This is a genomic window from Prochlorococcus sp. MIT 1318, from assembly GCF_047304505.1.
In the GTDB taxonomy this organism is placed as follows: domain Bacteria; phylum Cyanobacteriota; class Cyanobacteriia; order PCC-6307; family Cyanobiaceae; genus Prochlorococcus; species Prochlorococcus marinus_D.
Window position 1 is genome coordinate 1,438,589 of the sequence record NZ_CP138958.1, and the last position, 15,034, is coordinate 1,453,622.

Here is a 15,034-nt window from a genome sequence, read left to right on the forward strand (position 1 = left end):
CCTTGCCTACTGCCCTGATTACTGGAGCATCTCGCGGTATTGGGGAAGCAGCTGCGCGGTTGTTTGCCAATTCCGGTTGGGATTTGATGTTGGTAGCCCGCAGCCAAGATGCACTTCAGGCACTTTCCCAAGAGCTAAAAAGTACAGGCCAGAATGTTCTTTTTAAATCAATCGATTTGGCTGATCCAGGAGCCATTGCTCCTGGTATCGAGGATTTGCTTGGAAGGGGCCATTGCCCATCGGTGTTGATCAACAATGCTGGGGCGGCTTGGACAGGGGATCTTCTATCCATGCCTTTGAAGCGTTGGCAATGGTTGCTTCAGATGAATCTCACTAGCGTCTTCCAGTTGTGTTCTGTTGTGGTGCCTGCGATGCGTACCAGCGGTGGATTGGTGATCAATGTGAGCAGTCATGCCTCTCGCAATGCTTTCCCACAGTGGGGTTCGTACTGCACTACCAAAGCAGCATTGGCTACTTTTACTAGTTGCTTGGCGGCGGAGGAGCGCAATCATGGGATACGTGCTTGCACCCTCACTCTTGGAGCGGTCAATACCCCTCTTTGGGATACTGAAACCGTCCAAAGCAGCTTCGACCGTGATGCCATGCTGTCTGTTGAGCAGGCAGCCGCCGCCCTTCTACACTTGGCTCAGCAGCCACCATCACAGGTGATTGAAGATCTAACTCTGATGCCAGCCACTGGCGCCTTTTGAACAAGCCTTTAATGACTTCCATCATCCCAGCATCATCTAAAGACCTAGGTCAGCATCGCAATGGCTTGCCTGGGAATGGTCAGCCAAAAAATGAAAACAAGATCTCTGAACGTATACGTGCCCGCCTAGTTGCAGAAGATGTTTCCTTCCTCGCCAACGACAATATTGCAGAACATATTCAACCTGGAGAGTTGAAGGAACTTGAAGTAGAAGTTGCCGATCGTGTGCGAGAACTGCTCCAAAGCTTAGTGATTGATATTGATAATGACCACAACACACAAGAGACTGCCGAGCGGGTTGCTCGCATGTATTTAAATGAAGTATTTAAAGGTCGATTCTATAAGCAGCCAGATGTTACTAGCTTTCCAAATACAAAAGATTTAGATGAAATTTATACTGTTGGCCCCATAACTGTTCGCTCTGCTTGCTCTCATCATTTGGTTCCTATTCTTGGTAACTGTTGGATTGGCATTAAGCCTGGCAGTCGTGTAATTGGGCTCTCAAAATTTGCAAGAGTGGCTGACTGGGTCTTCTCGCGGCCACATATTCAAGAAGAGGCTGTGATGATTCTTGCTGATGAAATAGAGCGTTTATGTGAGCCTAAGGGTTTAGGAATAATAGTAAAAGCGCAGCACTATTGTATGAAATGGCGAGGAGTGAAAGAGCCAAGTACCAGCATGGTCAATTCTGTTGTTAGAGGCGTTTTTCGTCATGATCCTAGTCTTAAGCAGGAATTCTTCGAGCTTGTTCGTCAGCAGGAGTCCACGCTAGCAACTTAAAAGTTTTTCCTAGGTCTTTTAGAGGTATAAGGCTTAACGATGGCCATGTCTGATTAACATGTGTGTATCGACTTCGCTTGTTACTGGCTAAGTTGATGAAACTCTGCCAAGCTAATTCTCGTATTTACAATTTAGAGGTCAATGCCTTCCCCTTTGTTTGCAATGGCTCTTAATCTGAGCCCATTGGCGATTGGAGTGATTGTAGTTGCAACTGTCTTGGTGTTAGGCGCGAATGTTTTTTTTGGAATTCAGCAAAGACAGGAACAGCTTAACGATCAAGCTAAAAAATAATTAGCAGCAACCTTCAGTTGGGGTCTTGCTCGTCTCATTGACCAAAGTTTTAGCTAGGCATATTTTATTGATTTGATTGAAATTCTTATTCTCTATTCGCTCTTTATTATTGAAATTCAATTTCAACCCATTGAAAAAATCTGCTGCAGCTCAAATTGTTTAAGAGCTTTGATTGCATCATTGAATCTAGTTTTGCTGCTGACGTACCGCTTCAACCAGGGCCTCAACCAGTTTTAGATCCTTAATCCCTGGCGAAATCTCGAGACGGCTTGAGGCGTCCAAGCCCCATGGATTCACCTGGCTCAAAAGTTCTGGAATCCACTCTGCGGAGACACCACCCGCTAACCACCAGGGCAGTTCAAAAGAGGCTTGATGCAGCCAGCTCAGGGGAAGTCGATGGCCTGTTCCACCAAGTTGTCCAGGCCTCCATGCATCGAGAAGGAGTGCGTCGACCTGGCCTGCATAGGTATGAGCAAGGGAGAGATCCTCATGGCTACGGATGCGCAGGGCTTTCCACCACTGCGTGTTCGGGTGTTGGATGCGCAGGTTTGCGCAGTGTTCTGGAGTTTCTTGGCCGTGAAGCTGGATTGCCGAAGGTGCACCTTCTCCTTGCAGGGCTTCGGATAGGTCGGTGTCATCTGGATCAGCGACCACCCAGACTCGTTGGAGTTCTGGCTTGAAGCTGTTGAGTTGAGCGAAAAGGTCTCGTCGTTGCTGTTCTGCAACAAAGCGGGGTGAGCTTGCTACGCCGATTACGCCAATTGCTTCGACACCTAGCGCTGCAATCGATTTGGCTTGGTGAATGTTGGTAAGACCGCAGATCTTCACTGCGGTGGATGTGGGAGATCCCATAGGCAAGACCATTGGCTCGAGACTTTTCTAAGATTGGTTTGCTACTGGCCGCTGATCCGGCTCGATGGAGATGAAAGGGTGGGCGAAGGCTGGGAGCTGATGAAGATTCGGGGAATCCCTTTAAGGGTTCATCCCAGCTGGTTTGTGATCCTGTTGCTTTTTACTTGGATTTCACAAAACCAGGTGTCCGCTGCCGCTGAATCTTCGCTTCCAGCTTGGATCAGCTGGGGTCTGGGGTTGATAACGGCCCTGCTGTTGTTTTTGTCTGTTCTCCTGCATGAGCTAGGCCACTCTTTGGTTGCACTGCGTGAGGGGGTCAAGGTTCGCAGCATCACGCTTTTTTTCCTGGGAGGTGTTGCCAGCGTTGAGAGGGAGTGCTCGACACCGATGGCCTCTTTAAGGGTTGCTGCAGCGGGACCTTTGGTGAGCTTGGTCTTGGCTGTTGCCTTACTGACTGGAGGGGTGTATGCAGCTGATTACGTCAATCCGCTGCTTGCCAATCTCGTTGGTCAGTTGGGTGGGCTCAATTTGTTGCTCGCCCTTTTTAATTTGCTGCCTGGGTTGCCTCTTGATGGAGGCTTGATCCTTAAGGCTTTGGTCTGGCAGTGGACTGGCAGTCAGAGGAAGGGTGTCCAGGTCGCCACCGCAACTGGCCGTGCCCTTTCTCTCTCGGCAATGGTGTTGGGGGGGTGGTTGCTCTTCTTTAAAGGTGGTGGGATTGGTGGGCTTTGGCTGGTGATGCTCGGTTGGTTTGGCCTCGGTGCATCTCGCTCTCAAACCCAGCTACTTGCCTTGCAGAAGGTCTTGCGTGAGCTCAACGTGGGCCTGGCTGCTGGGCGCAACTTCCGTGTGCTTGAAGATGACCAGTCGCTGCGCAGGCTTAGTCAGTTGCGTTTGTCTGGCAGCGAGGAGCAGTCTCCTCAGGAGTGGGTTTTGGTTTGTCGCTCTGGTCGATGGGTTGGTTACATGACGGACCAACCCTTAAAAGAATTGCCTGTGCAGCAATGGGATAGGCAATGCCTGGCGGATCACATGAAGCCGATATCTGAGTTGCCTTCCATTGGCGAGAAAGCCCCGTTATGGCAGGCGGTGATGGCACTAGAACAGGCTGAGGAGGGCAGGCTTCTTGTCTTTAATGTTGCTGGTCTTCCTTGCGGAACATTAGATCGAATTGACCTCTCCGAGGCTGTGCTTAAGCGTCTTGGGGTAAGGCTTCCTGCTCAGTTTCTCGAAGCTGCTCGCCGTCAGAACACCTATCCCCTGGGTATGGCACTGCCTAAAGTTGTGGAGTCGATGGTCTCGGGCGGATTGGTTGAGCAGCCTGAGGCATCCAGCAGTACTTCATAGTTCGGTGCTTTATTGGCAACTGAGCTCCATTCAGCGTTAGTGATAGGGCTCTCTTGCCAGTTCACCTCTGGCCAACAGGAGCGCAACGTTGTTTGCAGGAGATCGCTCAGCTCTTGCCTGGGGATTGATGCTGGTGCGTCGCTAGGTGGTTCGCAATCGAAGACTTCTCGCCAGAGTCTTTGAGGGGGATTCAGGATGATTTCGCCATGTTGAAGGAGATGACCCTGACGCCAGAGTTGTGCACTGCCGATGCGTTTGTGACCCTGAGGATCCACAAGATCAGCGGCTGTGGCTGTGGCGAAGCAGTTACTCTCGCTGGCCCCCCTGGCTGGGTGATCGCCAAATTGCAAAGGTAATTCGAGCTCTTTAAAGCCCCGTATGAGCCATTGACAAGCTTGTTTATAGGCTTGTTGTCTCTGGCGGGGAGGAGAGGGCCAGATCAATGCATAAGTGAGCCCTCCTGCATGCAGGACTGCACTACCGCCACTGGGTCGCCGAACCAGCTGTAGATCTCCTCGTTTGGCTAGGGCGTTCCAGTGCTCGGGCCAGTGGCGTTGGTTGCGACCAAGGGAAAGACATGGACCGTTCCATTGATAGAAGCGCAGTGATGGCAGTGGTTTCGCATCTGCTTGGTAAGACTCGAGCAGCACCTCATCGAGGGCCATCTGTTCTGGGCCAGACAATCGCAAAGGGGAAATCAAGCGGCCGCGACCTGGTGAGATGGGTAGGCAGGATGCAGCTGTCGGCATAGAGCAGTGATGGTGTTGTGGGATTGGCTGGTGTTTGTGCCTTTGGGGCTTTTGGCTGGTGGTCTGGCTGGTCTGCTGGGCATTGGCGGCGGTCTGATCTTTGCGCCCCTCCTGCTGTGGATGGGGCTTAGCCCTCACCAGGCTTTGGCCACCAGCACTTTCGCCATTGTTCCTACTGCGTTGAGTGGCACGCTGACCCACCTCTTCGCTGGAGGATTTCAGCTTCGGGCTGGATTGAGTATCGCAGTGGCCGCATTTTTGTCTTCACTGCTGTTCAGCAAGATTGGTTTAGATGTTTCTGGCTGGCTTTTGCTGACGCTTCAGGTGGGGCTCTATCTCGTGGTGGCTGCCACGATTCGTTCAGAGCCTCAGCAAGCAGGTCAGCAGATCAAATCCACTCTTTTTTTGCCAGGTCTTGCAGTCGTTGGCGGTGTCGCAGGATTTTCCGCAGGCTTGCTTGGTTTGGGGGGTGGTTTGTTGATGGTGCCTTTGATGGTGAATGGTTTGGCTGTTCCTATTCACTTGGCGATCCGTTTAAGCACCCTGGCTGTGACATGTTCAGCGACTGCGGCCTCTTTACAGTTTCTTAGCGAGGGTCGGGGCTCTGTAGGGATTGGGCTGTTGCTCGGTGGCGTGGCGGCTCTGGCCGCTCATTGGTCAGCGTCTCGACTTCAACGGGTTTCTGGCAATCGTCTGGCATGGATGTTGAGAACACTTGTGCTGTTGCTTGCTTTTGGCACTGGCCGTCAGGCCCTGACCCTTGCGATGGGGCATTAACTATTCCTCGTGCAAGTTTCAGTGCTAAGCCTCGAGTTTCAAGAACCCATGTTTTTTGCTGCAAGGCGTTATTGATGAGTTGATCTCAGGAACCCTTTTCCTCCGAGAAAGTCGCTGCGAGAGCATGCTCTCAAGGGGCTTTGAGAGGCGTCTTTCGAGTCAGTGGATGGTGGGGAGATTGATCGATCAATGCCATTCGACGGAGGAGTTGCCATTGATAGGTGTGACAGGCCTTTGCGAAGACTGGTCTTAGGTGCCGTTTTGCTAGGAGAATATGGATGCTTCTAGCGTTCCCCTTCCATCATGGGCATCACTGATATTGCAAATGTCGACTTGGCCGGTTTGTGCCTCGTGGTTGTTTTTCATTGCGGTGTGCTAGCTCTTCGCCTTGGCGTAACCCTTCATGAGGCTTGATTGAGGCCCTGCTCTAATTGGGTCTAGCCCCTTGGCAGTTGAGGTTTGCTGCGCTACAAGCGGTCAACCGTTGAATAAACTTGGGCTCCCCCCTGGCTAGACCCAGGTCAAAACAGAAAAGCACAGCTCGGCGACGCCGTAAGCAGATTCATCCTGAGGTGATGGATGCAGTCACTATGGCGTCTACTTTGCAGCTGCAAGAGCAGCGCAGAGAGATTAATTTCAGCCTTTTGGCATTGACCATGAAGTTGGGACTGGTTTCACTTTGTGTTGTGACTCTGGTCAAGCTCTCAATCGCTTATCAGGAACGTCTTGATCGTCATGGTGAACTTGTCGCCGTGTTGAACCTTGAATCTTCCCAGCTGAAAACCCTTCAGCAACGTTTTGATCGTTTGTTCACCCTTGGAGGCGGCATTCGTCTGATGGACGAGCATGATCAGTGGATCGCCCCGAATCGTTTGAGGGTCATCTGGCGCTGAGTTTTGTTTTGCTTGCGTCGAGAGTGAAGCTCAGCGCTTAGTTTTATATCTATACCAACCTGCTGCTCTCAAGGCTGCGTCGATGGCTTCTTCTCAAGCTTCTCCAGGCACCGTCTTAATCACGGGCACGACCTCTGGCGTCGGGTTGTATGCCTGCAAGGCACTCGTCTATCGAGGCTGGCAGGTGATCACTGCAAATCGACATCCATTGCGAGCTGTTGCCGCTGCCGAGAGGGTGGGTATCCCAGCCGCTCAACTTCAGCATCTAAGGATGGATTTGAGTGATCTCCAGAGCGTTCGCGATGGCGTCGAGACCCTTCTCGGCTCGCTCGAACAACCGTTGGATGCGCTTGTTTGTAATGCCGCGGTCTATCAGCCCAGATTGAGCAAGCCGAAACGCTCAGCTCAGGGCTATGAGCTCTCGATGGCAACCAATCATTTCGGCCATTTCTTGCTGATTCAACTTTTGCTTGAGAACCTCGGCAAAGCAAAAGTATTTCAATCAGCGCGTGGCTCTTATTTGTCTGCTGCCCGAGTGGTCATTCTTGGCACAGTCACTGCAAATTATAAGGAGCTTGGCGGCAAGATCCCCATTCCTGCACCGGCTGATCTGGGTAATCTTTCAGGTTTTGAGCAAGGATTTCATGCGCCTATCAGTATGGCGAGTGGCAAAAGCTTCAAGCCTGGCAAGGCCTATAAAGACAGCAAGCTCTGCAACATGATCACCACGCAGGAGCTTCATCGGCGTCTACATGAACAATCAGGGATTTTATTTACCTCTCTTTATCCTGGTTGTGTGGCTGATACACCGTTATTCCGCTACACACCAAAAATCTTCCGGTTTTTGTTTCCTATATTCCAGAGGCTGATTACTGGTGGATATGTCACCCAGGCCAAGGCTGGCCAACGGGTTGCACAGGTTGTGACTAATCCAGAGTTTGGTGTATCAGGCGTGCATTGGAGTTGGGGCAATCGTCAGAAGAAGAACCGCGAAAGTTTCCGACAGGAACTATCGGAAAGGGCAACAGATCCCATCACCGCAAAACGGGTCTGGGAATTGTCGATGAAATTGGTTGGCTTGACTTAAATGATCAAGGGCTTTGCTCCTTTTAGAGGTTAGTCAAAGCCAAGTAGGTCAAAAATTTCACGATCTTTGAGAGGTTCCGCTTCAAGAGGCTCAACCTTATCGATCATTTTTTGTGCTAGTGCAAGATATTCATTTTGACATTCCATTACCCCCTCGTCTGATGAGTCCATCTCGAAAATTGTGCATTTCTTAAGTCTTGATCTACGTATTGCATCAACGTTTTTAAAATGAGCCATAGTTTTCAGCCCTGTCTGTTGATTGAATTTTTCTATTTGATCTAATTCGGCAGAACGATTTGCAATGACTCCGCCAAGGCGAACTTTGTAGTTCTTAGCTTTGGCGTTAATTGCAGCGACAATGCGATTCATCGCAAAGATCGAATCAAAGTCGTTAGCGGTGACGATTAAGCAGTAGTTGGCATGTTGCAAGGGTGCAGCGAAGCCGCCACACACCACGTCTCCAAGGACATCGAAGATCACCACATCGGTGTCTTCCAGCAGGTGATGCTCTTTAAGCAGCTTTACGGTCTGTCCAGTCACGTAACCACCGCAACCGGTGCCGGCTGGAGGTCCACCACTCTCGACACACTTGACTCCATTGAAGCCTTCAAACATGAAGTCATCTGGTCGCAACTCTTCGCTATGGAAATCAACCTCTTCAAGGATGTCGATCACCGTAGGCACCATGCGATGCGTAAGCGTGAAAGTACTGTCGTGCTTGGGATCACAACCAATTTGCAGTACTCGTTTGCCGAGTTTGGAGAATGCGGCTGAAAGATTGGAGGAGGTGGTGGATTTACCAATTCCGCCTTTCCCATAAACCGCGATTACCAGGGCCCCTTCCTGAATGCGAACAGAAGCATCCTGTTGAACTTGCACACTGCCTTCACCATCGGCTGGTCGTGTCAGGGTCGTGGTCATTGAGTGATCTTGCTCAAGTTCGTATTGTTATTCAAGGCCAAGGGATCTATCTCTGCTGGTTCCTAACAAATTCGATACAACTTTTTTCAAGGTTTGCTTGCTTTTCGAGACAAAGGGATTGACCATTAGAGAAAGATGAGTGTAAACACTCATCCTCTTTTCTCCTTGTAATGACTAGAAGCTTCTCGATTTTTTTCTGATAGTCAAGCCCGAAAGTGGACTTTTGCGTCGTAAACGGTTTCGCTGTCGATACGTCTACAACCAGCCTGGCGCGCATACTTTTCCGTATTGCGACGAACCTTTCCTCGAACAAAGAAGGGGATCTTTGCGAGCTCTGCTTCTCCCTCTGGGGTCCAGAGAGGTGATTCCTCAGATGAGGAATCTGCATTTGATCGCGTTGATGGATTGGTTGCTGCTTGGCTTTGTTGTTGTTCCGTTTGGCTCTGATGTCCGCCTAGGTGTCCTAGGTGGCTTTGATGACCATCCACAAATTCAAAGTCATGGCGGAACATACCGATTAGATGCTCCTCAAGGCCCATCATCAATGGATGCACCCAGCTATCGAAAATGACGTTTGCACCTTCCCATCCCATTTGTGGGCTGTATCTGGCAGGGACGTCTTGCACGTGCATCGGTGTGCTGATGACTGCACAGGGAAGACCCAGTCGTTTGGCACTGTGCCGCTCCATCTGTGTGCCAAGCACAAGTTCGGGAGCTGCCTCTGCCATGGCAGCTTCAACGGCAAGGTAGTCATCGCTGATGAGTGCTTCAAGTCCTAGTTCTTTGGCTGCAGCTCGCACCGGTCTGGCCATTTCGCGGCTGTAGGTGCCAAGCCCTACCACTTTGAAACCCAGCTCTTGATCAGCAATCCTTGCTGCGGCAAGGGCATGGGTGCCATCGCCGAAAATGAACACGCGCTTGCCGGTGAGGTAGTTGGAATCCACAGACTGTGAATACCAAGGCAGTCTCGATTGCTCTGTACCTTCGCCTGGATTAGGTGCAGGCATCTCTAACAATTGATGGAGTTCCTCTAAAAAGTCTTTGGTAGCACCCACTCCGATCGGCACTGTTTTGGAGAACGGCATGCCGTAATTGCGCTCAAGCCAGAGACAAGTTGCTTCTGCGATTTCAGGGTAAAGACAGACATTCAGATCAGCATTGGGCAGACTCATTAGATCAGCTGGCCTTGCTTCAAGTGGAGCCACAACATGTACATCAATGCCGTGTTGATTGAGCAGTTTTTCCAATTCGAGAATGTCGTCTCTACAGCGGAAGCCGAGCAGGGTTGGCCCCAAGAGATTCACTCTGGGCCGGCGTCCTTCGTTTTTCCATGCAGTAGGGCTATGACTGACGCCAGATTGCTCAGAAGGCTGCTTGCTGAGGATGCCTCGCACGAGTTGATAGAACGTTTCTGAGGCTCCCCAATTTTCTTTCTTGCTGTAGGCCGGCAGTTCTATACCCACAACAGGCATGTTGAAACCCATGCCTGAAGCAAGTGAGCCGGGTTGGTCTTGAATGAGTTCAGCGGTGCAACTTTCACCCACCAAGAGTGCTTCGGGGTTAAAGCGCTCCACGGCTTCACGCAGATGACCTTTGACCAATTCCGCCGTATCTCCTCCTAGATCCCTGGCTTGAAAGGTGGTGTAGGTCACGGGCGGTCTGCGCCCGCGCCGCTCGATCATCGTGAACAGCAGATCCGCGTATGTGTCTCCTTGCGGGGCATGCAACACATAATGCACTCCTTCCATCGAGGAGGCGATGCGCATGGCTCCTACGTGAGGAGGCCCTTCATAGGTCCAGAGAGTGAGTTCCATTGGCTTTTTAGACGCTTACGAGGAGTTGGTTGTTGAGAAGGTTGCGCCGATGCAGTGGCCTTGCAAACAGTTCGGCGAGGTCTGCGGCTTGATCAATGCCGTGGATGGGGCTAAAGATCAATTCGATTGACCATTTCGTTGCAATCTCTTCCGCTTCAAGGGGATTTGCCAAACCCATACCGCAGACAACTAGATCAGGACGCTGCTCCCTAACCCTGTCGAGCTGCTTCTCCACATGTTGGCCCTCCATGACCTGCGTGTTGTGCGGCAGCAGTTCCAATTCAGACTGCATCATCTCTCGATTGAGATAAGGAACTCCAACTTCTACAAGTTCCATTCCACATTCTCTGTGAAGGAAACGTGCTAGTGGAATTTCCAACTGGGATTCAGGCATCAGGAAAATTCGCTTTCCAGCCAGTTGCTCTTTGTAGGGCGATAAAGCCTTTTGGGCGCGCACCATCAAAGGTTCAAGGATGGTTGCAACGTGACTGCCATTGATATCAAAAGCGTGGGCTGCCGCTTCCATCCAGAGTCGGCTTCCCTCAGCTCCCAGAGGGAAAGGCGCTTGAAGGATCTCGGCGCCTCTGTCTTTGAGTTCCCTAGCCGTGTCAGTTAAGTAGGGCTGGGTTAGCAAAACACGGGTGCCAGGCCCTACGGATGGCAGATCAGTCGACTGCCTTGGCGGCAAGCTGGACACTGAGGGGATGCCGAGGCGCTCGAAGAGATGTTTGAGACGATCTTCAACTGCGTTGGCCATGGTGCCAACAAGCAGTAGCTGCGCTTCGTTGCTATTAGGCATCAAAGGCACCATGGCTTTGAGCGCGCCGTCCTCACCCTGAGTAAAGGTGGTTTCAATGCCGCTGCCTGAGTAATTCAGCACGCGTACGCCGCCTTGAAGCTGTCCATTGAGTCGCTCGGCAACTCTTGCCAGATCTAACTTGATCACTTCGCTGGGGCAGGAACCCACCAGAAAGAGGGTGCGAATTTCAGGACGTCTCGCCAACAAGTCGTTTATCACCCGATCGAGCTCTTCATGAGCGTCTGCGAGTCCAGCGAGGTCTCGCTCTCCCAGGATGGCAGTGCCAAAACGCGGCTCGGCAAAGATCATCACGCCTGCGGCGCTTTGGATCAGATGTGCACAGGTGCGTGAGCCCACCACAAGGAAGAAGGCGTCGGGCATTCGTCGATGCAGCCAAACAATTGACGTCAAGCCACAGAAAACCTCCCGAGGTCCGCTTTCCTTTAGCAGCGTCGTGCTGCCCATGGGCTGCTCCAAAATCGCTATAACAATTTGCTTGATGAATGAACAAATCTGCGGGAGTTAATAAACTCTTCGGGATCGAGAAAAGCTTTTTGTTATAGAGGCCGGACAAATTGCTTCTCTTGCCATAGAGGAGGGGCCCACAGCCAGATATTGTTTTGTTCAACTCAAGTGGGAAGGAGCACTACGTTTTGGCATTGATCCATGGATTTCATCTGCGCAATGTTCGCGGAGATCTATTAGGCGGATTGACCGCTGCGGTGGTGGCGCTGCCTTTAGCTCTCGCATTTGGCAATGCTGCCCTTGGCGATGGAGGCGCGATCTACGGTCTCTACGGAGCGGTGATTGTTGGCTTCTTCGCAGCGCTGTTTGGCGGCACTCCATCTCAGGTCAGCGGCCCGACTGGACCGATGAGCGTCACTGTGGCAGGAGTTGTAGCCGCCCTTGCTGCTGTTGGTATTTCCACAGCACTGCCAACTGTGGATGGGCCTGGAGAGCTTTTGCCCCTGGTGATGGCCGCAGTTGTTGTTGGAGGTCTCTTCCAAATTCTTTTTGGGGTCTTACGACTGGGTCGTTACATCACGCTTGTGCCCTATTCAGTGGTGTCTGGCTTCATGTCTGGGATTGGGGTGATCATCCTCATTCTTCAGATTGGACCTCTCTTTGGCATCTCAACCAAGGGCGGTGTGATTGCTTGCCTTACGCAGTTATCGGCAAACTTTCAACCCAACTGGGGCGCGGTAGCAGTGGCTGTGATGACCTTGGCCATTGTCTTTTTGGCACCTCGGCGACTCACCGAGTGGGTGCCTTCACCGTTGTTGGCTTTGTTGATCGTTACGCCTCTCTCGGTTGTGCTGTTCAATGACGCGAACCTTTCAGCCCGAGGCATCGATGAGCTGCCGCGTATCGGCACGATCCCTGAAGGTGGCCTGAGCTTTTCTTTGCCCAGCTGGGACCCAGCATTTCTTCCTTTGATTATCAAATCAGGCTTAGTGCTTGCAGTGTTGGGAGCAATCGACTCGCTGTTGACATCCCTTGTTGCAGACAACATTACCCAGACTCGTCATAACTCAGACCGAGAGCTGATTGGCCAAGGAATTGGCAACTCTCTTGCTGGGCTGTTTAACGGATTGCCTGGCGCCGGTGCAACGATGCGGACGGTGATCAATGTCAAATCTGGAGGCAGCACGCCACTCTCTGGAATGGTGCATTCCATTGTGTTGTTGATTGTTTTGTATGGAGCAGGTCAGTTCGCGGCTTTAATTCCAACTGCTTTGCTTGCAGGAATATTGGTCAAGGTAGGTCTCGATATCATTGATTGGGGCTTCTTGCTTAGAGCTCATCGCCTCTCGATTAAGACAGCTGTTGTCATGTATGGCGTCTTGCTGATGACAGTTTTCTGGGATTTAATCTCAGCAGTTTTGGTTGGTGTGTTTGTTGCAAACCTATTAACAATTGATTCGTTGACACAGGCTCAATTGGAAGGAATGGATGCCGATAATCGTTTGATGGATGGTGATTTTGACAACAAATCAACTGGTGCTGCTGCTAATACTGAAGAGCCATCACTGCCCCCTTCAGAGCAAGCATTACTTGATCGTTGTGGCGGGCAGGTGATGTTATTTCGCCTGCGCGGGCCATTGAGCTTTGGAGCTGCTTCGGGGATCACAGAACGAATGGCTCTGGTGCGTAATTACAAGGTTTTAATCCTTGACATTACTGAAGTTCCTCGGCTTGGCATTACTGCAACTTTGGCCATTGAACAGATGGTTCAAGAGGCAAAAAACCATTCAAGGAAAGCTTATGTTGTGGCTGCAAACGAGAGGGTCCGCAACAGACTTGAGAAGTTTGATGTGCAAGGGTTGATGACTAATCGAACTCAAGCCCTTGAAGCTGCCCTGGCTGACTTATAAGAGCAAGTGACAACTTATTAGAGATCTCAGCTTCAGGAGACCACCTTCATTGGGTTGGGATCTTTGATAAAAACAATGATATAATCTATCTTGTAAAATCTACAGCTTTTGAATGGTTTGAAAAATTGTCTACGCTTCTTTTAAGTTCCTCTTTCCCAGTCATTATCTAAAACAGCCCTTATCTCCCTGCAAACTTTTATATGATCACAGCAACCGCAACAGCACTTGATGCAGGGCTAATACTGGCAAATGTTTTATCACCAAAGGTTTTATTTTTTTTCTTGGGTGCGATTGCGGTTTTCTTGAATGCTGACCTTGAGATTCCTGCGCCGCTGCCGAAATTATTTTCGCTTTATTTGTTGATGGCTGTTGGCTTTAGGGGTGGCATGGCTTTGGCGAAAGATGGTCTCGGTGGCCAAGTTATCCCAACCATTACTGTTTCTGTGTTAATGGCGGCGGTCATCCCGCTGATTTGCTTCTGTATTTTGCGATTGAGGTTTGATGTCTTTAATGCAGCAGCAATATCAGCGACATACGGCTCAATTAGTGCAGTGACCTTTATCGCTGCTGAGAGTTTTCTTCAGGCTCAAAATATTTCTTATGACGGATTTATGGTGGCCCCACTGGCGTTAATGGAATCACCGGCAATCATCGTTGGTTTGATCTTAGTTCGGCTTGGTTCCCGTCAGGCACGTCCTGGCTCTGATGGAATGAACTGGCGCAAGGTTCTGCATGAATCGATGCTGAATGGCTATGTGTATTTGATTGCAGGTAGCCTTGTAATTGGTTTCATTGCTTCTATCTATAGCCCTGCTGGTGTAGAGAAGATGGAACCATTTGTTTACAAGTTTTTCTATGGAGTCTTGTGCTTCTTCTTGCTGGAAATGGGGATGGTTGCGGCGCAGCGTTTTAAAGACCTCAAAAAAGCAGGCGCTTTTCTTGTCTTCTTTGCGATACTGATGCCAATGTTCAATGCTTTAATTGGAGGCCTTGTTGCTAGGGCCCTTGGTTTAGGGTATGGTAATGCACTCTTGTTTATTATTTTGTGCTCTAGTGCCTCTTATATTGCCGTACCTACGGCAATGAGAATGACAGTTCCAGAGGCTAATCCAAGATATTACATTTCTAGCGCCTTGGGATTAACTTTCCCTTTTAATCATACGATTGGAATTCCGCTATATATGGGTTTGGTTTACAAGTTAATCCCTGCATCAATTTAAAATCATGAAGCGCCTGGATTTGATCGTAAGTGAGAGAGAGCTTGAGTTAGTGATTGAAGCTCTTGATAAAGCTGGGGCACCTGGCTATTCAGTCATTAGGCCTGTAACAGGTAGAGGTCCTGATACGTATGTGACAGAGGGCATGGATTTTAGTGGTCTTGGTACAAATGCTCATGTGATTGTCTTTTGCGAGATAGAAGTTCTTGAGAAATTGCGTGTATCGATAAACCCCATACTTAATTATTATGGTGGTGTCGCTTATGCTGCAGAGGCCTCACCACTCTGACAATCTTTTGAAGAGATAAATAATAACGATATGGGTTTTGTGCGGCTTAGTAGTAGCCGCAATTGATGCCGCCTTAAAGGTTTAAGTTTTAGCCTCACACTAGAGAGATAAGTTTTTTCTTTGAAGTTAGCCTGA

General features: G+C 50.2%; 16 protein-coding genes. 11 read left to right on the plus strand and 5 right to left on the minus strand.

What is annotated here, in order from left to right; genetic code table 11:
* Nucleotides 1–2: 2 nt before the first annotated feature.
* From SIB66_RS07210 to SIB66_RS07220, 3 genes are all read left to right on the plus strand, one after another.
* Nucleotides 3–710, plus strand: coding sequence for an SDR family oxidoreductase (locus SIB66_RS07210; RefSeq protein WP_063400193.1), 708 nt, complete (start codon nt 3–5; stop codon nt 708–710).
* Between the two features lie 11 nt (nt 711–721).
* Nucleotides 722–1,489, plus strand: a complete 768-nt coding sequence (folE, locus tag SIB66_RS07215; RefSeq protein WP_063406474.1) for a GTP cyclohydrolase I — start codon at nt 722–724, stop codon at nt 1,487–1,489.
* A gap of 141 nt (nt 1,490–1,630) precedes the next feature.
* Entirely contained in the window at nt 1,631–1,780 is a 150-nt protein-coding gene (locus tag SIB66_RS07220; RefSeq protein WP_157859851.1) for a hypothetical protein, read from the plus strand.
* Between the two features lie 186 nt (nt 1,781–1,966).
* On the opposite strand, the gene SIB66_RS07225 is transcribed toward SIB66_RS07220, so the two are convergent.
* Nucleotides 1,967–2,644, minus strand: a complete 678-nt coding sequence (locus SIB66_RS07225) for a phosphoribosylanthranilate isomerase (protein WP_063406475.1) — start codon at nt 2,642–2,644, stop codon at nt 1,967–1,969.
* Nucleotides 2,645–2,710: 66 nt separating this feature from the next.
* Between SIB66_RS07225 and SIB66_RS07230 the strand changes: the two genes are divergently transcribed.
* Nucleotides 2,711–3,979, plus strand: coding sequence for a site-2 protease family protein (locus tag SIB66_RS07230; protein WP_063406588.1), 1,269 nt, complete (start codon nt 2,711–2,713; stop codon nt 3,977–3,979).
* On the opposite strand, the gene SIB66_RS07235 is transcribed toward SIB66_RS07230, so the two are convergent.
* Nucleotides 3,886–4,728: a lipoate--protein ligase family protein gene (locus tag SIB66_RS07235; protein WP_063406476.1), complete on the minus strand. Its 843-nt coding sequence runs from the start codon at nt 4,726–4,728 to the stop codon at nt 3,886–3,888. The two genes, SIB66_RS07230 and SIB66_RS07235, sit on opposite strands and share 94 nt — an antisense overlap.
* Before the next feature lie 9 nt (nt 4,729–4,737).
* Here SIB66_RS07235 and SIB66_RS07240 point away from each other — a divergent pair, with 9 nt between their 5' ends.
* From SIB66_RS07240 to SIB66_RS07255, 4 genes are all read left to right on the plus strand, one after another.
* Nucleotides 4,738–5,505: a sulfite exporter TauE/SafE family protein gene (locus SIB66_RS07240; RefSeq protein WP_063406477.1), complete on the plus strand. Its 768-nt coding sequence runs from the start codon at nt 4,738–4,740 to the stop codon at nt 5,503–5,505.
* 303 nt (nt 5,506–5,808) lie between these two features.
* Nucleotides 5,809–5,919: a photosystem I reaction center subunit XII gene (gene psaM / locus SIB66_RS07245; protein WP_011130590.1), complete on the plus strand. Its 111-nt coding sequence runs from the start codon at nt 5,809–5,811 to the stop codon at nt 5,917–5,919.
* Between the two features lie 80 nt (nt 5,920–5,999).
* Nucleotides 6,000–6,398, plus strand: coding sequence for a hypothetical protein (locus SIB66_RS07250; protein WP_236070264.1), 399 nt, complete (start codon nt 6,000–6,002; stop codon nt 6,396–6,398).
* Nucleotides 6,399–6,480: 82 nt separating this feature from the next.
* Nucleotides 6,481–7,485 (plus strand): protochlorophyllide reductase, encoded by a 1,005-nt coding sequence (locus SIB66_RS07255; protein WP_063397369.1) that lies wholly within the window; start codon nt 6,481–6,483, stop codon nt 7,483–7,485.
* Between the two features lie 29 nt (nt 7,486–7,514).
* Here the strand turns inward: SIB66_RS07255 and bchL are convergent, their stop codons facing one another.
* From bchL to SIB66_RS07270, 3 genes are all read right to left on the minus strand, one after another.
* Complete coding sequence (bchL, locus tag SIB66_RS07260; RefSeq protein ID WP_063397370.1) at nt 7,515–8,405, minus strand: ferredoxin:protochlorophyllide reductase (ATP-dependent) iron-sulfur ATP-binding protein; 891 nt, start codon at nt 8,403–8,405, stop codon at nt 7,515–7,517.
* A 203-nt stretch (nt 8,406–8,608) separates the two neighbouring features.
* Nucleotides 8,609–10,219: a ferredoxin:protochlorophyllide reductase (ATP-dependent) subunit B gene (locus SIB66_RS07265; protein WP_063406479.1), complete on the minus strand. Its 1,611-nt coding sequence runs from the start codon at nt 10,217–10,219 to the stop codon at nt 8,609–8,611.
* 7 nt (nt 10,220–10,226) lie between these two features.
* The gene (locus SIB66_RS07270; protein ID WP_063406480.1) at nt 10,227–11,483 is read right to left on the minus strand and encodes a ferredoxin:protochlorophyllide reductase (ATP-dependent) subunit N; all 1,257 of its coding nucleotides are present in this window, start codon (nt 11,481–11,483) and stop codon (nt 10,227–10,229) included.
* 188 nt (nt 11,484–11,671) lie between these two features.
* Here SIB66_RS07270 and SIB66_RS07275 point away from each other — a divergent pair, with 188 nt between their 5' ends.
* From SIB66_RS07275 to SIB66_RS07285, 3 genes are all read left to right on the plus strand, one after another.
* Nucleotides 11,672–13,393, plus strand: a complete 1,722-nt coding sequence (locus SIB66_RS07275) for a SulP family inorganic anion transporter (protein WP_063406481.1) — start codon at nt 11,672–11,674, stop codon at nt 13,391–13,393.
* A gap of 200 nt (nt 13,394–13,593) precedes the next feature.
* Nucleotides 13,594–14,613, plus strand: a complete 1,020-nt coding sequence (locus SIB66_RS07280; RefSeq protein WP_063400204.1) for a sodium-dependent bicarbonate transport family permease — start codon at nt 13,594–13,596, stop codon at nt 14,611–14,613.
* A gap of 4 nt (nt 14,614–14,617) precedes the next feature.
* On the plus strand, nt 14,618–14,899 hold the full coding sequence (locus SIB66_RS07285; protein WP_063400205.1) for a P-II family nitrogen regulator: 282 nt from the start codon (nt 14,618–14,620) through the stop codon (nt 14,897–14,899).
* Nucleotides 14,900–15,034: the final 135 nt, after the last annotated feature.